This window comes from Kitasatospora sp. NPDC057015 (genome assembly GCF_042673745.1).
Classification (GTDB): Bacteria; Actinomycetota; Actinomycetes; order Streptomycetales; family Streptomycetaceae; genus Kitasatospora.
Genome location: NZ_JBHUSG010000044.1, coordinates 1 through 23,462 on the forward strand (window position 1 = coordinate 1; position 23,462 = coordinate 23,462).

Annotated in this window: 20 protein-coding genes; 11 read left to right on the forward strand and 9 right to left on the reverse strand. The window is 74.3% G+C overall.

The genetic code is table 11. From position 1 onward, the window contains the following. Positions 1-280 precede the first annotated feature (280 nt). Positions 281-745 (reverse strand): SsgA family sporulation/cell division regulator, encoded by a 465-nt coding sequence (locus ACFTWP_RS31450; RefSeq protein ID WP_380268354.1) that lies wholly within the window; start codon positions 743-745, stop codon positions 281-283. Between the two features lie 335 nt (positions 746-1,080). Here ACFTWP_RS31450 and ACFTWP_RS31455 point away from each other — a divergent pair, with 335 nt between their 5' ends. Beyond that, positions 1,081-1,863: an alpha/beta hydrolase gene (locus tag ACFTWP_RS31455; RefSeq protein ID WP_380268355.1), complete on the forward strand. Its 783-nt coding sequence runs from the start codon at positions 1,081-1,083 to the stop codon at positions 1,861-1,863. A gap of 46 nt (positions 1,864-1,909) precedes the next feature. Here the strand turns inward: ACFTWP_RS31455 and ACFTWP_RS31460 are convergent, their stop codons facing one another. Further along, positions 1,910-2,398: a TetR/AcrR family transcriptional regulator gene (locus ACFTWP_RS31460; RefSeq protein ID WP_380268430.1), complete on the reverse strand. Its 489-nt coding sequence runs from the start codon at positions 2,396-2,398 to the stop codon at positions 1,910-1,912. Positions 2,399-2,845: 447 nt separating this feature from the next. After that, positions 2,846-3,907, reverse strand: a complete 1,062-nt coding sequence (locus ACFTWP_RS31465; protein ID WP_380268356.1) for an alpha/beta fold hydrolase — start codon at positions 3,905-3,907, stop codon at positions 2,846-2,848. Positions 3,908-4,352: 445 nt separating this feature from the next. On the opposite strand from ACFTWP_RS31465, the gene ACFTWP_RS31470 reads away from it, so the two are divergent. Both ACFTWP_RS31470 and ACFTWP_RS31475 read left to right on the forward strand, forming a co-directional pair. Continuing rightward, on the forward strand, positions 4,353-4,826 hold the full coding sequence (locus ACFTWP_RS31470; protein WP_380268357.1) for an SsgA family sporulation/cell division regulator: 474 nt from the start codon (positions 4,353-4,355) through the stop codon (positions 4,824-4,826). Positions 4,827-5,192: 366 nt separating this feature from the next. Next, on the forward strand, positions 5,193-5,315 hold the full coding sequence (locus tag ACFTWP_RS31475; RefSeq protein WP_380268358.1) for a hypothetical protein: 123 nt from the start codon (positions 5,193-5,195) through the stop codon (positions 5,313-5,315). A gap of 56 nt (positions 5,316-5,371) precedes the next feature. Here ACFTWP_RS31475 and ACFTWP_RS31480 read toward each other — a convergent pair whose 3' ends face one another. Both ACFTWP_RS31480 and ACFTWP_RS31485 read right to left on the reverse strand, forming a co-directional pair. Beyond that, the gene (locus tag ACFTWP_RS31480; protein ID WP_380268359.1) at positions 5,372-6,268 is read right to left on the reverse strand and encodes an alpha/beta fold hydrolase; all 897 of its coding nucleotides are present in this window, start codon (positions 6,266-6,268) and stop codon (positions 5,372-5,374) included. Between the two features lie 114 nt (positions 6,269-6,382). Continuing rightward, entirely contained in the window at positions 6,383-7,282 is a 900-nt protein-coding gene (locus tag ACFTWP_RS31485; protein ID WP_380268360.1) for an RNA polymerase sigma factor, read from the reverse strand. A gap of 408 nt (positions 7,283-7,690) precedes the next feature. On the opposite strand from ACFTWP_RS31485, the gene ACFTWP_RS31490 reads away from it, so the two are divergent. The 5 genes from ACFTWP_RS31490 (at position 7,691) to ACFTWP_RS31510 (ending at position 15,655) form a co-directional block, all read left to right on the forward strand. After that, positions 7,691-9,133 (forward strand): aldehyde dehydrogenase, encoded by a 1,443-nt coding sequence (locus ACFTWP_RS31490; protein WP_380268361.1) that lies wholly within the window; start codon positions 7,691-7,693, stop codon positions 9,131-9,133. Positions 9,134-9,351: 218 nt separating this feature from the next. After that, complete coding sequence (locus tag ACFTWP_RS31495; RefSeq protein WP_380268362.1) at positions 9,352-10,890, forward strand: MDR family MFS transporter; 1,539 nt, start codon at positions 9,352-9,354, stop codon at positions 10,888-10,890. Positions 10,891-11,281: 391 nt separating this feature from the next. Further along, positions 11,282-14,071, forward strand: a complete 2,790-nt coding sequence (locus ACFTWP_RS31500; protein ID WP_380268363.1) for an AAA family ATPase — start codon at positions 11,282-11,284, stop codon at positions 14,069-14,071. Between the two features lie 343 nt (positions 14,072-14,414). Then, positions 14,415-14,843, forward strand: coding sequence for a hypothetical protein (locus tag ACFTWP_RS31505; protein ID WP_380268364.1), 429 nt, complete (start codon positions 14,415-14,417; stop codon positions 14,841-14,843). A 260-nt stretch (positions 14,844-15,103) separates the two neighbouring features. After that, positions 15,104-15,655 (forward strand): CGNR zinc finger domain-containing protein, encoded by a 552-nt coding sequence (locus tag ACFTWP_RS31510; RefSeq protein WP_380268365.1) that lies wholly within the window; start codon positions 15,104-15,106, stop codon positions 15,653-15,655. Between the two features lie 84 nt (positions 15,656-15,739). Here the strand turns inward: ACFTWP_RS31510 and ACFTWP_RS31515 are convergent, their stop codons facing one another. After that, positions 15,740-16,171 carry an Ohr family peroxiredoxin gene (locus tag ACFTWP_RS31515; protein WP_380268366.1) on the reverse strand — a complete coding sequence of 144 codons (432 nt, stop codon included), beginning with the start codon at positions 16,169-16,171 and terminating at the stop codon, positions 15,740-15,742. 613 nt (positions 16,172-16,784) lie between these two features. On the opposite strand from ACFTWP_RS31515, the gene ACFTWP_RS31520 reads away from it, so the two are divergent. Both ACFTWP_RS31520 and ACFTWP_RS31525 read left to right on the forward strand, forming a co-directional pair. Continuing rightward, positions 16,785-17,711 (forward strand): alpha/beta hydrolase, encoded by a 927-nt coding sequence (locus ACFTWP_RS31520; RefSeq protein WP_380268367.1) that lies wholly within the window; start codon positions 16,785-16,787, stop codon positions 17,709-17,711. Positions 17,712-18,016: 305 nt separating this feature from the next. Continuing rightward, positions 18,017-20,251 carry an ATP-binding protein gene (locus ACFTWP_RS31525; protein ID WP_380268368.1) on the forward strand — a complete coding sequence of 745 codons (2,235 nt, stop codon included), beginning with the start codon at positions 18,017-18,019 and terminating at the stop codon, positions 20,249-20,251. A gap of 101 nt (positions 20,252-20,352) precedes the next feature. Here the strand turns inward: ACFTWP_RS31525 and ACFTWP_RS31530 are convergent, their stop codons facing one another. Further along, positions 20,353-20,904, reverse strand: coding sequence for a GNAT family N-acetyltransferase (locus ACFTWP_RS31530; protein ID WP_380268369.1), 552 nt, complete (start codon positions 20,902-20,904; stop codon positions 20,353-20,355). A gap of 162 nt (positions 20,905-21,066) precedes the next feature. Next, positions 21,067-21,429: a hypothetical protein gene (locus tag ACFTWP_RS31535; RefSeq protein WP_380268370.1), complete on the reverse strand. Its 363-nt coding sequence runs from the start codon at positions 21,427-21,429 to the stop codon at positions 21,067-21,069. Positions 21,430-21,763: 334 nt separating this feature from the next. Between ACFTWP_RS31535 and ACFTWP_RS31540 the strand changes: the two genes are divergently transcribed. Continuing rightward, positions 21,764-21,889 carry a hypothetical protein gene (locus tag ACFTWP_RS31540; RefSeq protein WP_380268371.1) on the forward strand — a complete coding sequence of 42 codons (126 nt, stop codon included), beginning with the start codon at positions 21,764-21,766 and terminating at the stop codon, positions 21,887-21,889. A gap of 69 nt (positions 21,890-21,958) precedes the next feature. Here the strand turns inward: ACFTWP_RS31540 and ACFTWP_RS31545 are convergent, their stop codons facing one another. Continuing rightward, positions 21,959-23,338: an NAD(P)-binding domain-containing protein gene (locus ACFTWP_RS31545; protein WP_380268372.1), complete on the reverse strand. Its 1,380-nt coding sequence runs from the start codon at positions 23,336-23,338 to the stop codon at positions 21,959-21,961. Between the last annotated feature and the right edge of the window lie 124 nt (positions 23,339-23,462).

Genomic DNA, 23,462 nt, shown 5'->3' on the forward strand with positions numbered 1-23,462 from the left:
CCGCACCCCTGGAGGGGGTGCGGTCCGCGGCTGCGGCCGTGTCGGTGGGGATCACGCGGGGGTGCCGAGGCCGTACCGGGGCGGGTCGGCGATCGGCGGCCCGGGCGGACGACGGCGAAGCGGCCGCCCGCGCCCCGGGGGAGGGTGCGGGCGGCCGCGGATCGCCGCCGCCGGGCCGTCGGGACAGCGGCGGAGAGGTGGGCGAAGGGCGTCCGGCACACCGACGCGCGGTCCTCCCGACGGCATCCCGAGGCCCGACGGCCGACGTTCCTGCAGATCGTCAGTCGGAGCGGACCTCGGGCGACCTGTGCAGCGCGGCAGCCCAGGCGTCCCAGTCGACGTCCCGCAGTTCGGCGCCGGCCGGCACCCGTCGGTAGGTGGCCGCCAGCCACCGAACCAGCGGGGGCAGCGGGAGTTCGAACAGGGCCGTCCCGTCGCGGTGGTTGAGCTGCAGGCGCACCGTCCGCGCCCCCTCCGGGCGGACCGGCCAGATCTGCACGTCCCCCAGGCCGCCGAGCGCGGACAGGCCCTGGTCGAGCAGGTCCCGCCCGATCACCCACGGGATGCGGCCCTCGGGCGCCACGAAGGTCACCATGACGTCCAGCGCGGCGGCCGGGTCGAACCGGAACTCCGCCCGCAGGGACCGCCGTTGTCCGCCGAAGCCCACGAACTGGTGGATGTCCAGGCGCAGTGGGCCGGGGGAGGCCGCCGGGTACCCGCTCGCTCCGGGCTGGTCGTCGCTCATGCCGCATGGTCCTCTCGAATGACGGTGGCTGGTGACACCCACTCTCGACGCCCCCGCGGCGGCACACATCCGTAAGTTGACGGTCAGGTTCACCCGGGCCGCGCGCCACCCGTGACGCAGGTCGCCGTCCGGCGCAGGGGCCGCCCGACCCGCCGCGCGCACTCCGCCGCACCCGCCCGCCGAGCGGACCGCCGGCCGGGGTGCGTCCGCGCCCGGTCACTTTCAGTCATTCGACTGATCCCTCACGAAGCACCCTCCAGCAAGCTGGGGTGGTGGCCGCATCGGTGCAGGCCGTCATCAGGCTCGGAGGTCCAGCGGTGATCCCTACTCCCGTCGTGTTCATCCATGGCGCGTGGCTGCACGCGCGGTCGTGGGAGTCCTGGGCAGCGCGCTTCGCAGCACACGGCTACGCCACCTGCGCGCCGGGGTGGCCCGGCGAGGCGTCCAGCGCGCGCGAGGCGCGCGAGCGCCCGGAGGCCCTCCCCGACCTCGGTCTGGACGACCTGACCGAGCACTTCGCCGAGGTCGTACGCTCCTTCGACGTCCCGCCGGTGATCGTCGGGCACTCGGTCGGCGGACTGGTCGCCCAGCACCTGATCGGGGCCCGGCTGGGGCGGGCGGCGGTCGCCATCGCCCCCGCGCCGATCAACGACATCGCGCTGCACACCCGCGCCCGGTCCGCCGCCGCCCCGTCCCGGGCCCCGGTCCTGCTCACACCCGGACGCTTCCGCGAGGTGTTCGCCAACGTCGCCGGTGCCGAGGAGTCCGAGCGGCTGTACGACCGGTACGCGGTGCCCGTCCCGCGCCGCCTGCTCGACGACCTCGGGTGCGACGGCCGTCCCCGTCGTCCGAGCGCCCTGGTCGACACCGGCAACACCGGGCGCGGCCCGCTGCTGCTGGTCTCGGGACAGGAGGACCTGCTGGTCCCCGATGTCGTGACCCGCACCGTGTACAAGGAGTACGGCGACTCCACGGCCTTGACGGACCTCAAGCAGTTCGCCGACCGGGGCCACTCGCTGGTCGTCGACAGCGGCTGGCGGTCCGTCGCCGACCACGTGCTCGGCTGGCTCGACCGACGCGGCGTCCGGCCCACCGGCCCCGTCCCCGGCCGCCGTTGAGGTGTGTCGGTGGTACGGACCGCCGGGCCGCGGGCGGCCGCCCCGGTCAGGGCGAGCCGATTCCCCGCAGCAGGGTGGCGACGACCAGGTCGGCCGCCGGGCCGGCCGCGAGAGCCGGTTCCTGCCGGGCCGCCAGGTGCATGAGCTCCGGCAGCAGGGCCGCGGCCCAGCCCGGGGGCAGCGAGGCGCGGAGCAGTCCTTCCTCGGTGGCGCGCCGCAGGAAGGCGTCGACCTCGGCCACGGCGACGTCCCGGCGTTCACGGCTCTCCTGGTCGGCGAGCATGCGGGCGAGGTCCACCGGCCACATCCGGTTGACCTCGATGATGTTCTCCACGTAGCGGTGCAGGGCGACGGCCACGGGGGCCTCACGCAGGCGGGCGTCGGCGATGGCGTGCTCGACGGCCTCCAGACGGGCTGCGTAGACGGCCGCGAGCAGTTCCTCGCGCGAGGCGAACCGCCGGTACACGGTGCGTCGGTCCACTCCCGCCTGTGCGGCGATGGCAGCGATGCTGGCACCCGGGTCGGCGGCCAGCATCCGCGCTCCGGTGGTCAGCACAGCCTGGATGTTCCGCGCTGCATCAGCTCTCACAGCGGGAAGTCTACCGACCGGTGTGCCGTCTGAGGTCGCGACCACCACGGATGAGCGCCACGGGAGCGTTCAAACGCGTCAGACCTGTGGCACTAGGCCGTGTCTGACAATTCGCGTCGGATCAGCGCGCGGCGTTGGGCGCTCGGCTGGGCGTGCGCCCGGATCGTCCTCGTACTGGGCCGTACTCGGGCGATTCGGGCGTGCGTTCAGATGGGATGCCCGGCGTCGCGCGCCCGGCGGGAATTGTCAGACACGGCCTAGGACCGACCGGCACACGGTCGCCGCGGGCGAGGCCGCACACACGGGCCGGCCGGGCGGCCCCGGGAGCCTTGACCGCTGCGGGCACCGAAGGAGGGGGCCCGGCCGTGGCCGGGCCCCCTCGGTGCTCCTCGGTCAGAAGTGGTCGACGTCCACGACGGCCTGGGCGAAGGCCGTCGGCGCCTCCTGGGGCAGGTTGTGGCCGATGCCGGCCAGGGTGCGGTGCTCGTAGGCCCCGGTGAACATGGCGCGGTACGCGGAGCCGTCGCCGGGCGCGGTGAACGGGTCCAGCGCCGGGTCCAGGGTGATGGTCGGTACGCCGATGGTCGGCTTCTGGGCCAGCCGGTCCTCGTAGCGGTCGTAGCGGCGTTCCCCCTCGGCGACGCTGAGCCGCCAGCGGTAGTTGTGGATCACGATCGCGGCGTAGTCGGGGTTCTCGAACGCGGTCGCCGTGCGCTCGAAGGTCGCGTCGTCGAAGTTCCAGCTGGGGGAGACCAGTTGCCAGACCAGCCGGGTCAGGTCGTGCCTGAGGTTCTTGGTCTGCATGGCCTTCTCGCCGCGCTCGGTGGCGAAGTAGTACTGGTACCACCAGGTGTGCTCGCCGGCCGGGGCGATCGGCTCCAGCTGGGTCGCGCGGTTGGTGATGAGGTAGCCGCTCACCGAGACCAGCGCCTTGACCCGGTCGGGCCACAGGGCGGCCAGGATGTCCCCGGTCCGCGAGCCCCAGTCGAAGCCGGCCACGACCGCCCTGTCGATCCGCAGCGCGTCCATCAGGGCGATGATGTCCAGCGCGATGGCGGACTGCTGGCCGTTGCGGAAGGTCCGGGGCGACAGGAAGCCGGTGCTGCCGTGGCCGCGCAGGTAGGGCACGATCACCCGGTACCCGAGGCCGGCGAGCAGCGGGGCCACGTCGACGAAGCTGTGGATGTCGTACGGCCATCCGTGCAGGCAGAGGACCACCGGGCCGCGAGCGGGCCCGAGTTCGGCGTAGCCGACGTTCAGCAGTCCGGCTTCGATCTGCTTCAGGGGCGGGAAGGTCGTGTGGGTGCCGGGAACGACGGTCGGCACCACCGGGGCCTTTCCGGGGCGGCCCGGGAGTGGCGCGGCGTCGGCGACTCCCTGCAGACCGGTCAGCGAGGCGGCGGCCGTGCCGGCGCCCAGTCCCAGGACCTTGTTGAAGCTACGCCTGTCGATCATGTGATGCCTTTCGTGTGATGCGGACGTGCCCTCGGTGGGGGCAGGTTTTCTCGGGACGTGTCCGAGTGCGACGGGCAGCGCCCTCCGTGCCCCGCCTGGCGTACGGAGCCCCGGGCAGCCCCCGCGGCAGGCCGTTTCACCGGCCCGGTGCGCCTCACTCTTCCGCCCGGGCGGGTGCACGGCATCAGTCAGTTGACGGTCAGGCGCGGGCGGCGCACCTGCTCGGGCACGGTGGGCGACCGGTGGACCCCCGGCTTCCCCGGCGGTCGGGTGTCGCCCTGCGGGGCGCCGGACCCTCGACCGGACGACGACGTACGCGACGGCCGGGACCGCCCCGCAGCGGGGATGACCTATTCGGTTTCATGGTCACGTGACCGATGTCGCGCGCCGCCCCCGTGGGCGACAGTCATGGCTGACGACGTCGCTCGGCAGAAGGGGAACCGCCATGGACGGCGAACAGTACGGCCTCCGGGAGCGCCGGACCGGGCCCCGCGACGTGCCGGTGCTGAGCCTGCTCGTCAAGCGGGTGCTGGACGGTCTCGCCTGGCGGCCGGTCCGGGCGGAGTTCCGGTTCGACCCGGGTACTCCCGTGATCGTGTCCGTGACCCTCACGCCGGCCCGCGGGCCGGGAGTCGAGTGGCGGATCGGCCGGGAACTGCTCCACCGGGGGCTTTTCGAGGAGAGCGGCGAAGGCCAGGTGCAGGTGTGGCCCGCTCCGGGCCGGGAGGGCGGGATCGCCTTCCTCCTGCTGGCGTCGCGACAGTCCAGTGCCGTGCTGGAACTGCCCGTGCCGGCCCTGGCGGACTGGCTCGAAGGAACCTACGAGGTCGTGCCGGCGCAGGCCGAGGCCGAGTCCCTGGACTGGGACGGATTCATCTCGGGACTGCTCGACGACCCCCGCGGGCGGACGGCGGGCTGACGGCCGTCCTGGACGGGTCGGTGGGCGGACGCCGACACCCCCGAGCTCCGGCCGCCCGTCCGGCCGCCCGTGTGCCCGCCCGTCCGGCGCCCGTCCGGCGTGAGGCATACGTCATTCGACGGGCGGCGGCGAGAGCCGCGGGAGTGCGGGCCGGTCAGTCATCCGACGGATGTGGGCGCGGTGCCCCGGCTCCATCCTGGAGGAGCGACGGGGAAGTTCGGCGCCCACCGCCGACGCACGCGGCTACGGACGCCGGTCGCGCCGGCCGGCGACGCTGCTCCCGGCCGCACGTCATGCGCAGGCCGACGACCGACCGTGCTGCCTGCCGCCAAGACCTTCCAGCCGGCTGCCGAAGGGAACACCCCCATGCCCGAAGTCCCGTTCGTCGTCGGAGGTTCACCCGGTCCGGGCCGCGCGATCGTCGCGACGGCCGTCCGGGCCGGCTCCGCCTCCCGCCGCCACGAGTGCACCGTCCCGGCCGCCGCATGAGCGCGGCGCGGCGCCCGGCCCTCCCGCCGGGTGCGGGAAGGCCGGGGGTCACCCGCCTAGGCGGCGGGCGGCCGGACGAACGCCCGTACCGCGGCCGTGAACACCTCCGGTTGTTCCAGGTGGCCGAAGTGGCCGCTGTCCTCCAGGACCGTCAACCGGGAGTGCGGGACCAGCGCGTGGAGTTCCTCCGCCCACCGCGGTCCGCAGACGACGTCATGCCGGCCGACCAGGACGAGGGTGGGAACGGCGAGCGAGGCGAGGTGCTCCCGGTCGTCGACGACGTCGGGCTCCCCGTTCTCGTCCAGGGGCGAGATGTAGCTGCACGCCACCCTGGCGCGCAGGGCGCGGAACTCGTCCTCCCGGTCCCAGTAGTGGGCGAAGTAGACCGGCAGCAACGCGCGCAACGCCGAGGTGATCTCCTCGTCGTCGGTGAGGCTCCCGACCGTCCGGAGTCCGGCCAGGGCCGAGGGGAGCCCGGGCCGGCCCTCGTTGCGGGAGGCGAACTCCTCGACCCGGGCACCGGCCTCGGCGATGTGCTCCGCGCCCGTCACCGGCGCGCTCTCGTACAGCACCAGACCGTGCAGCCGGTCGGGGTGGTGCAGCGCGAAGTACTGCGCCACGAAGCCCCCGTGGGAGTGACCCAGCAGGAACACCCGCGGCAGTGCCAGCCGGTCGAGCAGGCCGGTCAGGCTACGTGTGCAGCGCTCGCGGGTGTAGCCGTCCGGGTGCGACGGCAGGCGCTGCGAGCCGCCGGTGCCCAGCGGCTCGACGTACACCATGGTCAGGAACTCCTCCAGGCCGGGCGCCCGAAGGTAGTCCCAGGTCACCCCCGGTCCGCCGGGCACGGCGAGGCAGACCGGCCCCGACCCGTACACGTGGTAGCGCTGCGTCAGCCCGTCCAGCAGGACGTCGTGGGCTCCGGGGGACAGCAGGTCGGACGGTGGGTTCGTCATCGGGATCCTCCAAGGGTGTGCACTGCTCCGAACACCTACAAGACGCCGGGGCTTCGGAGAAGTTCGACGGACCGGCCAGTGATACGTGTCACGCCGCCGGCACACCTGCGGCCGTTACGGGCGGGGCGCGTGGAAGAGCCGCAACCGGTGCATCCGGGCGCCCTTCACGGACATCAGCCACGCGACGGCCGGCGGGCAGTGGCCGGGGTCGTCCGGGGGGTTGACCAGGTCCATCTCCCAGATGACGGTGTCCCGGCCGGCGACGGCGCTCACGAAGCGCTGTCGTACTCCCGCCTCCAGGTCGTCGGCCATGCCCCGGATCAGGAAGTCCCGGCCGCCCACCCGGTGCCGGCCCGCGTAGTAGCCGACGTCCGCCGTCCACCGCTCGGCCGCCAGCTCGGCGAGCCGCCCCTGCTCCGCCGCGGCCAGGGTTTCCGCCGCCGCCCGGGCACTCTCCCGGGACAGGACGCGGACGTCGGCGTGCACCGCCTCCGCGGTGGCCGCCATCGCCGCCGCCAGCCTGCGCCTGGCCTCGTTGAGCCTGCTGCGGACCGTGCCCACGGGCACTCCGAACAGGGTGGCCATCTCGTCGTAGGAGGGGGTGCGCGCACTGAAGTGCCGCAGCATCACCGTCGTGCGCAGAACCGGGGACAGCTCGTCGATCGCACGCCACAGCCAGTCCTGCATCGCGTGCCGGTCGATGACCTGCTCGGGGCCGGCTCCCGACGTCAGCCGGGCCAGGTCGGGCAGCGGCGACGGGGGAGGCGCCGAACGCAGCCGCGTCCTGCAGACGTTGCGGACGATCGCCCGCAACCACAGGCCGACGGACTCGGGTTGCCGGAGGTCGCCGATCCGCCGCAGGGCGATCAGGGTCGCGTCCTGGACGGCGTCGTCCGCGTCGGGAGTGTTGCCCAGGAGGCTCATCGCCACGGCGCGCATCCCGGCCCGGTGCCGTTCGAGCAGCACGCCGAGCGCGGCGACCTCGCCGTTGCGCGTGTCCTGCACGAGTTCCACGTCGGACGGATTCTCAGCTGAAACACTTTCCACCCGCTCAGCGTAGACGTACCGGAGCGCACACGTGTGTCAGTCGGTTCGGACACATGTGGGTGGACAGGAAGCCGTCGTGCCGGCGCGGGCCGGTCCCTGACTCCGAGAGGAGGGCGTCGACGACCGGGCGGCGGTTTCGGCGGCACCGGAACGGACCCAGCTCCGCTCGGCGGCGCGCGGCTGCACGGGAGCGGCGGTGCAGGCTGCTCCGCCGCGACGGCTGCCGGGCAGGCCGAGGTCCGGGCGGGTCGCGCCAAGCCTTCAGATGCACCTCAAAGGTGGTGGAAAGCCAAGCAAAGCAAGCAGTGTTGTCTAACCTATTCGAGTAAGTGCTACATTGATGTGACAGTAATCGAGAGACTGCAGGAGCGAGACGTGATCATCTACGACCGGCTCTACATCGCGGGCGCCTGGACCGAGCCGAGCGACGCCGAACCGCTGGACATCCGGTCCCCGCACGACGGGACCGTGATCGGCAGGGCCGCGCAGGCCCGGCCGGCCGACGTCGACCGTGCCGTGGCCGCCGCCCGCGCCGCCTTCGACGAGGGCACCTGGCGCGAGACGCCGCCGCTGGAACGGGTGGCGGTGCTGCGGCACTTCAACGCGCTGCGGGAGAAGAACGCCGAGCGGATCGCCCAGCTGATCGCCGCCGAGAACGGCTCGGCGGGCTGGTTCACCCGGGCCGGCCAGTCGGGCCTGACCCGGCAGGCCAACGCCTACCTGAAGGCCGCGGAGGAGTTCGGCTGGGAGGAGATCCTCACCCCGTCGGACCCGGCCTCGCCGGTGCGCAGCGTGGTCCGCCGGGAGGCCGTGGGCGTCGTGGCCGCGGTGATCCCGTGGAACTCGCCCTTCTCCGCCGCCACCGCCAAGATCATCCCGGCGTTGCTGGCGGGCAACTCGGTGGTCCTGAAGGCCTCGCCGGAGAACTCGCTGAGCATGGGCCTGCTCGCCGACCTGCTCGACCAGGTCGGACTGCCCGGGGGAGTGGTCAGCATCCTGCCCGCCGACCGCGAGACCAGCGAGTACCTGGTCTCGCACCCCGACGTCGACAAGATCGCCTTCACCGGCTCCACCCAGGCCGGCCGGCGGATCGCCTCGATCGCCGGTGAACAGCTCAAGCGCGTCAGCCTCGAACTGGGGGGCAAGTCCGCCGCCGTCATCCTGCCCGACGCCGACATCCGCCAGGCCGTCCAGGGCCTGAAGTTCTCCTCCCTGCTCAACAACGGCGAGTCCTGCATCGCGCAGACCCGCATCCTGGCCCCGCGCAGCCGCTACGAGGAGGTCGTCGCGGGACTCAAGGAGCTCATCGAGTCCCTCAAGGTCGGTGATCCCACCGACCCCGACACCTTCATCGGGCCGATGATCCGCCGCGACCAGCAGGAGCGCGTCCGCCAGTACATCGCCCTCGGCGTCGAGGAGGGCGCCCGCCTGGTCACCGGCGGCCCGCAGATCCCCGAAGGCCTGGAGGACGGCAACTACGTGACCCCGACCCTGTTCGCCGACGTCGACAACTCCATGCGCATCGCCCAGGAGGAGATCTTCGGGCCCGTCCTGGTGGTCATCGCCTACGACGACGAGGACGACGCCGTCCGCATCGCCAACGACTCCGAGTACGGACTGTCGGGCGGCGTCTGGTCCGCCAGCACGGAGCACGCGCTGGAGGTCGCCCGCCGCATCCGCACCGGAACGGTGACCGTCAACGGCGCCGCCGTCGGCTTCGACGGCCCCTTCGGCGGCTTCAAGGCCAGCGGCACCGGCCGTGAGTTCGGCGCCGTCGGCCTCGGCACCTACACCGAGTACAAGACCATCACCCTCTGACGCACGGTCCGCGGGTCGGCGGCGTCAGCCCGGCCGCCGGCCCGCGCCGCGCCCCCGGTCGCAGCGGCGGTCACCACCTCGGTCGTGCCGCGCCGCCGGGCCCGTCCCCCGTCCGCCCGGGCCCGCCGCATCCTGCCCCCGGCCTCGGCCTACCCTGCCGCCGCCACCGGCCGCGAAACCGCGGCCCGGCGCGCCCTCGACCGACAGGATCACCCGCCATGCCCACCGAACACCCTGCCCAGGCGCCCGGAACCCGCGGCGTCGGCGCCGCGATGAGCGCCCTCGTCCTCGCGGTGCTGCTCGCCGCCCTCGACCAGACCATCGTCTCCACCGCGCTGCCGCGGATAGCCGCGGACCTCGACGGGTTCGACGACATCGCCTGGGTCAGCGCCGGCTACCTGCTGGCCTCCACCGCCGTCACTCCGCTCTGGGGCAAGCTCGGCGACATGTTCGGCCGCAAGCGGCTCTACCTGGCCGCCACCGCCGTGTTCCTCGCGGCGTCCGTGGCCTGCGGCCTCGCACAGGACCTGCCCCAGCTGATCGGCGCCCGGGTCCTGCAGGGCGTGGGCGGCGGAGGCATGATCGTCCTGACCTTCGCCCTGGTCGGCGACATCGTCGCGCCCGAACGGCGCGGCCGCTACCAGAGCCTGTTCGGCTCCGTGTACGGCGTCGCGAGCATCATCGGGCCGCTGCTCGGCGGCGTCTTCACCGACCAGCTCTCCTGGCGCTGGGCCTTCCTGGTCAACCTGCCGATCGGCATCGTCGCGCTCGTCGTCGCCGCGCGGGCACTCCCCGCGGCCGTCCGCGGCACCAGGGCTCCCGTCGACTACGCCGGGGCCCTGGTCCTCGCCGCCGTCGCCACCGGCCTGGTGCTGGTCACCTCGTTCGCGGGCCGCTGGGGCTGGACCTCGCCCGCCGTCGTCGGCCTGACCGCCGCCACCGTCGTGCTCGCCACCCTGGTCGTCCCCCTCGAACGCCGCGCCGCCGCCCCCGTCCTGCCGGTCACCATGCTCACCTCCCGCACGGTGGTGCTCTCCGCGCTGATCGGCTTCGCGGCCAACGCCGCGATGTTCAGCGTCCTGGTGTACCTGCCCACCTACCTGCAGATCGTCGACGGCGTCTCGGCGACCCTGTCCGGCGTGCACATGCTGCCGCTGGTCGTCGGCCTCGTCCTCAGCCAGTCGCTCGCCGGGCGCTGGGCGGCGCACGCCGGTCGCCTGCGCCTGATCCTGGTCTCCGGACTGGTCGTCAACCTGGTCGGACTGGTCCTGCTGTCCACCGTCGGCGCGGCCACCGGCACCCTCGTCCTGAGCGGCTACTTCCTGATCACCGGTGTCGGCATCGGCATGGTCCCGATGGTCGTGCTCACCGCCGTCCAGAACTCCGTCCCCGCGGCGGACATCGGCGCCGCGAGCGCCGTGGTCACCTTCGCCCGGTCCATCGGCGCCGCTTTCGGGGTCGCGGTCTTCGGTGCCCTGCTCACCGCGGACTTCGCGACCCGCACCCGCGACCTCCCGCGCACCGGCGGGTTCGACCCCTCGCGGCCTGAGTCCCTCGCCCTGCTCCCGGCCCATGCCCAGGACCTCGCACGAGCTGCGTTCGCCCACGCCACCGGCGGCGCCTTCCTCTGGATCGCCCCGGCCCTGGCGGTCGGCACCGTGCTCGCCCTGCTGCTCCGGCAGAGCCGGGCGGGCACCGGCCGGGCCGTCGGAGACCGCCCGGCCGAGAAGGCGGACGTCCGGTCGCGGGTCGCCTGAGCCGGGGCCCGGGAGGTCGTTCGGCCGACTCCACCCGTACGCCAGGGCGCGGCGGTCCGCCTCCGCCGCGCCGGGAACGGCTCCGCCGCGCCGGCAACCCCTCCGGCCTGCGCCGACCGGCAGGCCCGTGGCCTGGACCGCAGCCCCGGGCCAGGCCCGCCGGGGCTCGGCCCGCGTCCTAGACTGACCCCTCGCGACGACGGAGGAGACAGATGGGGCGCATCGTGGCAGCACGGGCGGCACGCACGCCCCCGCTCGCCGCCCCCTGCCGGCCCGCACCGATCCGGCCCGCCCCCATCCGGCCCGTCCCCGCTCGGCCCGCCCCGCCCCGCAACCGGTCCCGCCCGGCGCAGCACCTGGGCGGTCCGGCGCAGCACCGGGGCGGTCCCCGGTGAACTCCGCCGGCTCCACCGACCCGCTGGTCGGCCGGGAGCACGACCTGGACCGCATCACCGCCGGCCTCACCCGCGAGCGGGAGAGCGGCGCCCTGCTGCTGTCCGGGGAACCCGGCATCGGCAAGTCCGCCGTCCTGGACGCGGTGGCCGGGGCGGCCGTCGCCGCGGGTGCCCGCGTCCTGCGCGCGGCGGGCGTGGAGTTCGAGGCCGACATCAGCTACGCGGCACTGAACCAGGCGCTCCTCCCGCTGCGGGACGTCCTCGACCACCTCGGCCCCCACCACCGGGAGGCCCTCGACGTCGCCCTCGGGCTGGGAGCCGGCGCCCCTCCGGAGCGCTTCGTCGTCTGCAACGCCGCACTGGCCCTGCTGCGGGCGGCCGCCGTCCGAACCCCCGTGCTGCTGGTCGTCGACGACCTGCCGTGGGTGGACCGCGCCAGCGCCGCCGTCTTCGGATTCGTCGCCCGGCGGACGGCCGGCGAACGCGTCCGGTTCCTCGGAGCCGCCCGCACCGGCGCCGGCGGATTCTTCGAACACACCGGTCTGCCGACCCACGAACTCTCCCCGCTCGCCCCCGAGGCGGCGGCGCACCTGGTCGACAGCCGGTTCCCCGAACTGGCCCGTCCGGTCCGCCGACGCCTGCTCGCCACCGCCCAGGGCAACCCGCTGGCGCTGCTCGAACTGCCCGACGCCCTGCGCCGGGACCAGCCGCGCGCCCGGGACATCCCGCCGGCCATCCTGCCGCTGGGCGAACGCCTGCGGTCCCTCTTCCTCACCCGCGTCCGCGATCTGCCCGCCGCCACCCGCGACCTGCTGCTCCTGGCCGCCCTCGACGGCACCGGCGACCTCGGTGTGCTGTCGGCGGCGGCCCGCCGCACCGACGGCGGCGCCGGGCTGGAGGACCTGGGCCCCGCGGAGGGCGACCGGCTGGTCCAGGTCGACGGCGGCACCCACTGCCTGGTGTTCCGCCACCCCCTGGTCCGGTCGGCGGTCGTCGAGGCCGCCACCAGCAGCCGGCTGCGCGCCGCCCACCGCGCCCTCGCCCACGTCCTGGAACACCGGCCGGTGCAGCGTGCCTGGCACCTGGGGGAAGCCACCCTCCACCCCGACGAGGAGGTCGCCGTCCTGCTGGAGGACGCGGCCGGCCACATCCTGGAGCGCGGCGACGCGGTGGCGGCCATCGCCGCCCTCACCCGCGCCGCGGACCTCAGCCCGCTCGGCACCGACCGCGCCCGCCGCCTCGCCGAGGCGGCCTACGTGGGGGCCGAGGCGGTCGGAGCGCTGAGCAGCGCCTCGGCCCTGCTCGAAGACGCCCGGCGGGCCGATCCCGGCCACGGGGTCTCCCTGCGGGCGGCCGGCGCCGCCGTCCAGCTCCTGCTGAACAGCGACGGCGACGTGGCCACCGCCCACCGCCTGCTGGTCGGCGCCGTCGAGGAGGGCGGACACGGCTACCGGGCCGACGACCCCGCGCTCCTCGACACCCTCCACTTCCTCGTGCTCCTCTGCAGCTACGGCGGCAAGGAGGAGCTGTGGGCCCCGTTCGACGCGGCCCTGTCCCGGCTGCGGCCCGCCGCCCCGCCCCTGCTCGGGATCGCCGCCCGGACCTTCTCCGACCCCCTGAACGCCGACGAAGCGACGCTGCGCGGGCTCGACGAGATCATCGACGGGGTCACCCCCGCGACCGAACTCGCCGAGATCGTCCGCATCGGGGCCGCGGCGATCTACCCGGACCGGCTGTCGGCACTGCGCGAGGCGTCCTGGCGCGTGGTCCGGCAGGGGCGCGAGGGCGGACCGGTCCGCCGCCACATCGGCTCCCTGCTCCACCTCTGCCTCGACGACTACCTGCGCGGGAGGTGGCAGGAGGCCGTGGACCTGTCGGACGAGGGCCTCGCGCTGTGCGCGGACTCCGGCTACAGCGTCTGCACCTGGTTCTTCCAGTTCACCAAGGGCCTCGTGCTCGCCTCCCGGGGCGACGCCGGCCAGGCCCGTACCCTGGCCGTCGCCATGACCGACTGGGCGGCGCCGCGCGGGGTGCGCATGAGCACGGACTGCGCCCGCCAGGTGCACCTGCTGGCCGACATCGCGGAGGGGGACTTCGACCGGGCCTTCGGCCATGCCGACGCCGTCAGCCCCGCCGGCGGCTTCGCGCCCCGCACCCCCCACGCCCTGTGGGTCTTCTTCGACCTGGTCGAATCGGCCGTGCGCACCGACCGGCACGAAGCAGCGGCGGCGCACGTACGGGCACTGCGGCGGACGAACGTCGCCGCGCTCTCGCCCCGCCTCGCGCTCCTCGCCGCCGGCGCGGAGGCGATCGCCGCGCCGGACGACCTGCGGGCGGCGCGCCTCTTCGCGCGGGCGGTCAGCGCGCCGGACGTCGAGAAGTGGCCCTTCGACCTGGCCCGGGTACGGCTGGCCCAGGGCGAGCGGCTGCGCCGGGCCCGGGCCGTCTCGGACGCCAGGGCCCCGCTCGCGGTGGCCCTGCGGACCTTCGAGCGCCTGGGTGCGGCACCGTGGGCCGAGCGCGCCCGCAAGGAGCTCCGGGCCGCGGGCGACCCGGTGGCGCTCCCGGACGGCCGGGGCGTCGGCGCGCTCACACCGCAGGAGCGGGGGATCGCGGAGCTGGCCGCCACGGGCCTGACGAACAAGCAGATCGCCGAACGCCTCTTCATCTCCCACCGGACGGTCGGCGCCCACCTCTACCAGATCTATCCGAAGCTGGGCATCGCCTCCCGCACCGCACTCCGGGACGCGCTGCTCGCCGACGGCGTCGGCGAGCCGTCCGCCTGACGCCTCGTGCGGTCCGCGCCGGTCCCGCGGGGGCGGTGGCCGGCGCAGGGCCACGGACCGGGTCGGCCCGTTCCTCGGTGCCGCCCCGGGGCACCGGCCTGCTCGGTCGGGCGGCCGCACCCGCCGTGCTTCTCCTCCGGAGCCCGGAGTGGGTCGGTGTCCGGGGCACACCGCCGGGGACGCAGTCCCGTGACTCAACCGCCCGCAGGCGGTCAACTGACGGATGCCGCAGCTCCGGCGGGTGGCCAGAGTGGGTGCGGCCGGGCGGAGAGCGCCCGCAGAGCCATGTCACCCGCGCGTCGTTCGACATGACCCGACGTGCGCACACGTATCCGGAGACACCGTGACAGTCGTGAACTTCCATCTCCTCTCCACGCTGAGCCCGACCGCCGTGCTGGCGGTGCTCACCGACTTCGGCCCGGCCAGGGCCGAGGCCTGGCCCACCATCGACGCGGACCACTTCGAGGTGCACGGCCTCGGCGAGGGCTGGGCCGAGGTGACCGAGGGCACCGCCGCCGCCTGGGAACGTGCCCGCTACGACTGGGTGCCCGGGGGCGACGAGGTCACCATCACCACCCTCGACTCCAAGATCTTCGGACCCGGGGGAGGGTGGCTGTTCCGGATGACCCCCGAGGGCGACGGCACTCGCGTCGACGTCCGGCTGACGAGAGAGCCGGGCACCCTGAAGGGGAAGCTCCTGGCGTCGCTGCTCCCCGCGGTCGCGCCGTCGTCCCTGCGCAAGTCGTTCGCCGGCCCCCTGCGGGCCCGCTGACCACCGGCGGCGGCCGATCGGGCCGTCCGCCCGAGGGCACGTAGCAGGGGGGGCACCCGCGCGGGCGACCGGCCACGGGCAGTGGTTCACCTCGCAGCCGGTCGCGGGTGCCCCCTGCCGGCGTCCGTCCTGACCGCGGGCAGGCGGCGGACGGCCCCGGACGAGCCCGACCGCGGCGCAGGCCTCCGACGGTCCCGCACGAGCAGGCCCGCCCGAGGTGTGGATTGCCCGTCGGGGCGGAAACCGGTCAGAATAGTTATGTGATGCATGCCTTTCCCTGCGGGACCCTGCCCCTCGACTTCGTCGGGACCCTACGCGCGCGGCGCAACGAGGAACCTGCGGAGAAGCTGGCCACCCCCCGGCAGCTCGACGCCTGGTTCATCGAGGCCGGGATGTTCGACGCCGCACCGGGCGCCGACGAGACCGACCTCGACATCGCCCTGGACCTGCGCGAGTCGATGTACGCGCTCATCGGCGCCCGGCTCCACGGCGAAGCGCTGCCGCCGCGGGCGATCGCCGAGGTGAACAAGCACGCGGCGGGACTGCCCGTGACGCTGCGCCTGTCCGCCGTCGGCGCCACCAGGACCGGGGGTACGGCCCAGGGGCTCGCCGCGCTCGCCCGCGAGACCGTCGAGATCCTCGGCGGCGATGACGCGGTGCTGCTCCGCGAGTGTTCCCGGCCCGAGTGCACCCAGGTCTATCTGGACCGCTCACGCGGCCACCGGCGGGAATGGTGCGCCATGAAGACCTGCGGCAACCGGGTCAAGGCCGCCACCTACCGCGCGCGGCACAGCGGTGAGACCGGCTTGTGAGCGTACGCCCCTCCACCGGATCCGCCGGGGCCGCCCGGGCCGGTCGCCGTTTGCGGTGACCGGCCCGGGCGGCCCCCACCTGCGTCAGCCCGCCGCCGCCTTGGAGTTGACGGTCACCGGGATGTTGCCGCGCGTCGCCTTCGAGTAGGGGCACAACTGGTGCGCGGCATCGGCCAGCTCGGCGGCCATCTCATCGTCCACGCCACCGAGTTCGAGGTTGAGGACCGCGCTGAGGCCGAACGCGTCGTCGTCGCCGTGGGTCAGGGTCATCTCGACGGTGACGGCGGTGCTCGTCAGTCGGACCTTGCGCTGGGCGGCGGCGCGGCGCACGGCCCCGAGGAAGCACGCCCCCCAGCCGGCGGCGAACAGCTGCTCAGGGTTGGTGGCGCCACCGCCACCACCCAACTCCTGCGGTATCGCGAGTGCGGTGGTGAGGGAACCGTCGCTGGCGGCGACCCGGCCGCCGTTGCGCCCCTCGCCCGTCACGGTCACCACACCGGTGTAGCTGACTGTCATTGCCTGTCTCCTTCTGTGTTCGCGGCAAGCCATGTGTTCGGGGCAGTGGGCCGCCGAAGGTAACCGCTTGAACGGGTTAAGAGTGGAGGGTTTCCGACGGCGTCGGTCTGAGCGGTCGAACCCTTCCCCCGTGCTCACTCTCGCTTCGTGGCCTGCGCCGGGCATCCGTCAGATGACGGTCGACCTCGACGTCCTGGTGATCGGTGGGTGCGTGCGGACACGGGTGCATGCCCAGGCCACCCGGACCTCTGGGCCGCCCGGCCCGCGCCGTGGGGCTCGCTGGCCGTCACGCCGGTCGCGCCGGGCCCTGCGCGCCACGAGTCGCCTCCGTCCGGCCCCGCCCGAGGCCGGAGCGGCCCCGCCGTGCGAGGGGGTCGGTTCGTGTCCGCCCAGCGAGGCCCCGGATGGCCGGCCGCGGCGGCCCGGCCGAGAGCCGGTCAACCAACTGACCGTCAATTGACGGATGGTGTATCCCCTCTGACCGGTCACGGTGGGAGAGAACACTGCGAGGCGGGCCATCCGCAGCAGCGGACGATCCCCTCGGCACCCGACCTGACCGCCGAGACCGGCCCGTCGGCTCGTCAGTGGAATCCGACACGTACCAGGAGCCTTCATGATCCGTAGCAGCGTGACCTTCCGGAGCGCCGGCATCGACATCGCCGCCCACCTCCACCTCCCCGACCGCCAGGGCCCGGGGCCGCTTCCCGCCGTCGTGGTGGGACACCCCGGCACCAGCGTGAAGGAGCAGTCCGCCGGCCTGTACGCACGGCAGCTGGCCGAGCGCGGCTTCCTCACGCTCACCTTCGACGCCGCCCACCAGGGCGAGTCCGGCGGCACTCCCCGTGGCCTGGAGGACCCGGGCCAGCGGGTGGAGGACTTCAAGGCCGCCGTTTCCCACCTCACCACCCGCGCGGACGTCGACGCCGGCCGGATCGGACTGCTCGGCATCTGCGCCTCCGGCGGATACGCGCTGACCGCCGCGGGCGGGGACCGACGTGTCAGAGCCGTCGCCACCGTCAGCGGCGTCGACGTGGCCCGCCAGTTCCGCTTGGGCGCCGACGGTACGCAGGACCCGGCCGTCTTCCGGGGCCTGCTCGACGCCGCCGCTCAGGCCCGCACCGCCGCGGCCCGCGGCGAGGACCCCGGCGCGCTGCCGATCTTCCCCGAGACGGCCGAGCAGGCCCGTGCGCTCGGTGGAGAGCACGCCGTCGAGGGATTCGAGTACTACTGCACCGCCCGGGGCCGGCACGATCGGTCCGCCAAGAGCTTCGCCTGGCCCAGCATCGACAAGCTGGCCTCCTTCGACGCCTTTCACGCCGTTCCGCTCATCGGCCCGCGCCCCCTGCTGCAGGTCGTCGGCACCCGCGCGGTCACGTCCTGGATGGCCGTCGACGTCCACCAGCGGGCGACCGGTCCCAGGGAGCTCCACTGGATCCAGGGCGCCAGCCACGTCGATCTCTACGACAGGAAGGAGTACGTCGAGCCCGCGGTCGACAGGCTCGCCGCCTTCTTCACGGAGCACCTCACCGAGGCCGCGTAGCACCACCGGGCCGGGCCCGCGGTCTGCGCGGCCCGCCCGGAGCAGGGGACGAGACGCTCAGGCTCGACCGAAGTCGCGCCTGCCGCAGCCCCCTCGGCTGACGATGCGTGCGGAACCGCCCCCGGCCGCCGGGTGTCCCGAGTGGGCGTCAGGCGGGCGAGGACGCCGGCTCGCAGCGTCGCCCGCCGCGCCCGGCCGATCCGCTCGGCGATCGACGTCGACCGGGCGGGAGGCCGGTGAGACCGGGACGTCCGGAATGCGGACCGCGACCGTGGCGGGCGTCGACTTGTTCTACCTTCCTCCGGATGGGGACGGACGAAGACACATTCGGTCAGCTGCTGCGCGAGGCGCGCCGGCGCGGTCAGTTCACCCTGGAGGGGCTCGCCCAGGCGTCCGGGGTGAGTGTGCGGGCCATCGGGGACATGGAGCGGGGCAGGAGCCTTCCCCGTCCGTCCACGCTCAACGAACTCTTGGACGTCCTGGAGCTGGAAGGGCCCGCCCGGCGGCTCCTCGTCCAGGCCGCCACCCGGCGCGCCCCTCAGGTGCCCCGGCAACTGCCGCCCGACCTCGCGGCCTTCCGCGGCCGTGAATCGGAGCTGGCCGGCGTCCTCGGACACACCGACGGGGCCCCCGGGCACGGCGGGCACGTCGTCATCTCGGCGATCGGCGGCATGGCCGGTGTGGGCAAGACCGCCCTGGCGGTGCACTGGGCGCACCAGGTGGCCGACCGCTTCCCGGACGGTCAGTTGTACGTCAATCTGCGTGGATTCGAGGACGCGCGCAGCCCCCTGGACCCGGGCGCGGCCCTCGGAGGATTCCTGCGCGCGCTCGGGGTCGCCAGCAACGAGATCCCCTCCGGCACCGAAGAGCGCACCGCGATGTTCCGCAAGCGGACGCGTGACCGGCGGATGATCGTCCTGCTGGACAACGCCCGCACCGCGGAACAGGTCCGGCCGCTCCTGCCCGCGTCCCCGGGATGCCTGACCGTCATCACCTCGCGCAACCAGCTCGCGGGCCTCGCCGCCACCGACGGCGCCGCCCTCGTCGGCCTGGACGTGTGGACGGAGGCCGAAGCCGTGGCGGCACTGTCCGCGCGGATCGGTGACCGGCGCTGCCGGGCCGAACCCGGGGCGGCGGCCGAACTGGTCGGACTCTGCGGCCACCTCCCGCTGGCCGTGGCCGTCGTCGCCGCCCAGCTCAGCGCGAACCCCCTGATGTCCCTGAGCACGGCCGTCCGCGAACTGCGCGACACCGAACCACGCCTCGACGCCCTGGCCGGGGACGACCGGCGCGCCGACGTCCGGGCCGTCCTCGCCCTCTCCTACCACTCGCTCGACCAGGCGACGGCACGCTTCTTCCGCTGCCTGTCGCTCCACCCGGGGCCGGCGGTCTCCGCCGAGGCCGCCGCCTCCCTGGCGGGCGCGGAACTGCCGGCCGCCCGACGGCACCTGCGCGAACTCACCGCGGCGAGCCTGCTCTCCCGCGACGCCGTCGGCCGCTACGTCCTCCACGATCTCCTGCGGGCGTACGGAGCCGAACTCGTCCACCAGGAGGGCGACGACCGTCTCGCCGCCCGGATCCGCCTCCTCGACTACCTGCGTCAGAACGCCCACGCGGCAAACCGGTTCCTGTCCCGGTCCCTGGCCATGCCGATCAGTGCCCCGGAACCGGGCGTCGTCCGGGTCGCCGTCGACAGTCGCGAGGACGCCCTTGACTGGTACGCCCAGGAGGACCCGGCCTTCCTCGCCGTTCAGCGCTCGGCGGCGGACCCGACCCTGCTGCGCCAGCGCCTGAACCTCACGCTCGAATGGGCGACCTACAACGAGGTGGAAGGCCGTTGGAGCGAGGAGATCAGCGCGTCGGGCACCGCGATCGAAGCCGCGCTGGAGATCGACGATCCGGTCACCATCAACCGGGCGGGCCACAACCTGGTCCGAGCCCTGATCGAGACAGGTCGTCTGCACGACGTCGACGGACCGCTCGACCTCATCCTCCGGCACCTGAGCCGGCTGCCCGTCGAGCGCCGGGCGCGTGCCGAACGCGATGTCAGCTGGGTGTACCTCTACCTGGAACGCCCCGCCGAGGGACTGCGGCACGCGCTCAACGCCCTGACGACCGCCCGAAGCCTCGACCAGCACCACGAGGTCGGACGGGCGCTCACGGACGCGGCCTGGCGTCTGGTCCAGCTGGGCGAGCACCAGGAGGCCATCGCCAGGTGCGAGGAGGCGATCCCCATCCTGCGGGAGGTCGGAGACCGGCGCTACGAGGCCGGCGCCTGGGGCACCATCGCCTACGCCCACCAGGACCTGGGCAACCTCCGTGACGCCGTCGCGGGCCACCGCAGGGCCCTGGAGGTCTTCGAGGAGATGCACGATCGCTACAACCAGGCCGAGGCGCTCGACAACCTCGCCTCCGCCCAGGCGGAACTCGGTGCGACGGAGGAGGCCCGCGCGAACTGGAACCGGGCCGCCGACCTGTTCACCCAGCTCCGCGTCGCACGTGCCGCGGACATGCGGGCCAAGGCGGACGCCCTGCCCTGAGCGTCCCTGCGCCGGTCGACGGCGCAGGGGAGCCCGGGTGGTCCGGCGAACGCGTCACCGCCGCCGACGGGATCGTGGCCGCGCCGGGGATCGCGCACTGCTCACGGCGATTCCCGGCCGGTGCCGGTCAGGTCGCCGGGGCGGATGCGGTAGACCTGCAGGCTGAGGCCGTAGTACTTGGTGGTCTCGCCGACCCACTCCATGCCGAGGCGCTTCGCCATGGCGATGGCGCGGACGTTGGTCGGCCGCGCGACCGCGAAGAGCTCCTCGGCGTCCTGCGTGAAGGCCCAGGCGATGAGCGCGCGGCCGCCCTCGGTGGCATAGCCCTGCCCCCACGCCTCGGGGGCCACCTGCCAGCTCATCTCCAGGTCGTCCTCGTACGGCGGCAGCAGCCGGATGCCGAGGCCGCCGACGACCGCGCCGTCGTCCCGGCGCTGCACGGCCCACCGTCCGCGGGGCGGCGGCAGGTTCGGCTGCGCCTCCTGCCACGCCTGCAGCACCGAGCGCATCGCCGCCACGTCACCGACGCGCTCCATCGCCGGGGTCAGCCAACGCGCGACATCCGGCGAACCGTAGATCGCCAGGGCGTCCTCGGCGTCGTCCACGGACCAGTCCCGAATGACGAGCCGCTCGGTGACCAACGAGATGTCCATCGCCCGGACCTCCTCTGTCCTCGTGGTGCCCATGATGCTCCCGCCTCCCTACCGCCGCACGACCGGATCGCGGACGAGGGCAACCCGGCGGGGGCAGGTCACCCGGCACCGCGTGTCCGACAGCCGCTGCCGGGACACCCCGGGGGGCGTTCCGCGTGGCGGTCAGAGGCCGGCGGCGGTGCGGATGGCCCGAACGGTGCCGTCGGGGTCCGGGTCGGTGACGGCCAAGCGGGCGTACGGCGAGGAGCTCCACAGGTCGACGCAGACGACGGGCCGGCGGCCCCGGACCCGCACGGCCGAGAAGTCCTCCCCCAGGTAGTGCGTACGGATGCCGTAGGACAGGACACCGGGAATCCAGGTGCCGCGCCCCCGCACGCCGCGCAGAGCACGCCACCAGTCGGGCTCGACGCTCACCCGGTGGATCGCGGACACGGGCGCGCGCACCTCACCGCGCCGCGCCGCGACCTTCTCCCACCACGACAGGTCGACGACGAGCTCGTCGCCCTTCACCACGAGCAGCGCCATCGCTCCTCCGCACCGCCTTCCGGCACACGCCGGTGGTTGACCCCGGAGTCGTCACCCGGCCGCGGGACGGCGCCGACGCCGCCCTCGCCACCCTCGCGATCCAGCACGGTCCTCACCCGCACCGGCCGTCTCCTTCCCGGCCCGGTCACCACCATGCTCGCCGACTGCGCCCACCTTCGCGCCCCCTCAAGCGACACGACACGGGCTGCCGTCCCGTGGTGACCAAGAGTCCGTCGATCTCGGCCGTCCGCGGGCGGCTTCTTCACTCAGGCCCAGGTGAACGACGACTCCCGGCCGCAGCCGACCGTCACCCGTTACGGTGCCCGGCCCGACCGTGACGGTGGCGGGCCCCACCGTCACCGCGACGCCGGCGGCGGTCGGCGGCGCGGCCACCGGGCCGGCCGGTGGGCTGGAGCGGCATGCGCTCCCCGGCGATCCGCTGACCTGGGCCGACTCCTGACCGGGCGGCCGGTGGAAGCGCACGACGGTCGCGGTGGCCCTGCGGACTGGGTGCTGGTCACCGGACCGGTCAGCAGCCGCCGGCGGTCGAGCAGGAGTCCTGCGACGCGGCGCCGAGGGTGATGAGCTGCGGTGCGGCGGGCGCCGAGCAGCAGCCGCCGCCGTCGGTCTGCTCGGTGTCGGGCTGGTCGAAGAGCCCGGCGCCGCCGCACACGCCGGTCTCCGGGAGGGTCAGCTCGACCCGGGCCGCGGCCTCGTGGTCGCCGGCGAGGTGTGCGGCGACGGAGCGGACCTGCTCGTAGCCGGTCATGGCGAGGAAGGTGGGCGCGCGTCCGTAGGACTTCATGCCGACCAGGTGGACGCCGCTCTCGGGGTGGGAGAGCTCCTTCGCGCCGTGCGGGTAGACGGTGCCGCAGGAGTGCCGGTTCGGGTCGATCAGCGGTGCCAGTTCCACCGGCGCCTGGAGGCGTTCGTCGAGGCCGAGGCGGACCTCGGACAGGAAGGACAGGTCGGGGCGCAGCCCGGTGAGGACGACGACCTCGTCCACGGCCTCACTGCGGCGGCCGTCCTCGGCGACGAGTACCACCCGGTCGCCGTCCTGCTCGACGGCGCCGGTGCGGAAGCCGGTGAGCGCGGTGGCGTGCCCGGCGTCGACGGCGGCCTTGGCCCGCAGGCCGAGCGCACCGCGGGCGGGCAGCTCGTCGGCCTCGCCGCCGCCGTACGTGCCGGAGCCGATGCCACGGCGCAGTACCCACACGGCGTGGGTACCGGGCTCGTCCTTCGCTAGCTCGGCGAGGAGGGCGAGGGCGGTGAAGGCGGAGGCGCCGGTGCCGACCACGGCGGTGCGCCTGCCCGCGTAACGGGCGCGGACGGCGGCGTCCTTCAGGTCGGGGACGCGGTAGGAGATCCGGGCGGCGTGGGTGCGTTCACCGAGCGCGGGCAGGCCGTCGGCGCCGAGCGGGTTGGGGGTGGACCAGGTGCCGGAGGCGTCGATGACGGCGCGGGCGGTGATGCGCTGCTCGCCCCCGTCGGCGGTGGTGACGTGGACGGTGAAGGGCTGCTCGTCGCGGCCGGAGTCGACGATCCGGTCGCGTCCGGCGCGCGCGACGCCGGTGACCCGGGCGTCGTAGCGGACGTGCGCGCCCAGGACGTCGGCGAGCGGCAGCAGGTACTGCTCGGCCCATTCGCCGCCGGAGGGGTAGAGCGCGCCGTCGGGGCGGACCCAGCCGGTCGGGGCGAGGAGCTTCTCGGCCGCCGGGTCGACGACCTCGGCCCAGGGCGAGAACAGCCGGACGTGGGACCACTCGCGCACCGCGGTACCGGCGCCGGGCCCGGCTTCCAGGACCAGGGGTTCGATGTCCCGTTCGATCAGGTGGGCGGCGGCGGCCAGGCCGATCGGGCCGGCGCCGATCACGACGACAGGCAGTTGCTCGGTGGTGTTCTCGCTCATGGCAGGGGCTCCGAAGGGGGAAGTGGCGGGGGCGTACGGGTCGGCGGACGGGGAGGGCCACCCGCTTCACTGATTCGACGTTTGTCGATGTGCCTCCGAGCTTGCCGCTCGCTTCGACGGATGT

Bases quoted from the DNA above. Each gene is read 5' to 3' on its own strand.
- ACFTWP_RS31450 (WP_380268354.1), bottom strand. From the start codon at position 745: ATGAGCGACGACCAGCCCGGAGCGAGCGGGTACCCGGCGGCCTCCCCC.
- ACFTWP_RS31460 (WP_380268430.1), bottom strand. From the start codon at position 2,398: ATGCTGGCCGCCGACCCGGGTGCCAGCATCGCTGCCATCGCCGCACAG.
- ACFTWP_RS31465 (WP_380268356.1), bottom strand. From the start codon at position 3,907: ATGATCGACAGGCGTAGCTTCAACAAGGTCCTGGGACTGGGCGCCGGC.
- ACFTWP_RS31470 (WP_380268357.1), top strand. From the start codon at position 4,353: ATGGACGGCGAACAGTACGGCCTCCGGGAGCGCCGGACCGGGCCCCGC.
- ACFTWP_RS31475 (WP_380268358.1), top strand. From the start codon at position 5,193: ATGCCCGAAGTCCCGTTCGTCGTCGGAGGTTCACCCGGTCCGGGCCGC.
- ACFTWP_RS31480 (WP_380268359.1), bottom strand. From the start codon at position 6,268: ATGACGAACCCACCGTCCGACCTGCTGTCCCCCGGAGCCCACGACGTC.
- ACFTWP_RS31495 (WP_380268362.1), top strand. From the start codon at position 9,352: ATGCCCACCGAACACCCTGCCCAGGCGCCCGGAACCCGCGGCGTCGGC.
- ACFTWP_RS31515 (WP_380268366.1), bottom strand. From the start codon at position 16,171: ATGACAGTCAGCTACACCGGTGTGGTGACCGTGACGGGCGAGGGGCGC.
- ACFTWP_RS31520 (WP_380268367.1), top strand. From the start codon at position 16,785: ATGATCCGTAGCAGCGTGACCTTCCGGAGCGCCGGCATCGACATCGCC.
- ACFTWP_RS31525 (WP_380268368.1), top strand. From the start codon at position 18,017: ATGGGGACGGACGAAGACACATTCGGTCAGCTGCTGCGCGAGGCGCGC.
- ACFTWP_RS31530 (WP_380268369.1), bottom strand. From the start codon at position 20,904: ATGGACATCTCGTTGGTCACCGAGCGGCTCGTCATTCGGGACTGGTCC.
- ACFTWP_RS31535 (WP_380268370.1), bottom strand. From the start codon at position 21,429: ATGGCGCTGCTCGTGGTGAAGGGCGACGAGCTCGTCGTCGACCTGTCG.
- ACFTWP_RS31545 (WP_380268372.1), bottom strand. From the start codon at position 23,338: ATGAGCGAGAACACCACCGAGCAACTGCCTGTCGTCGTGATCGGCGCC.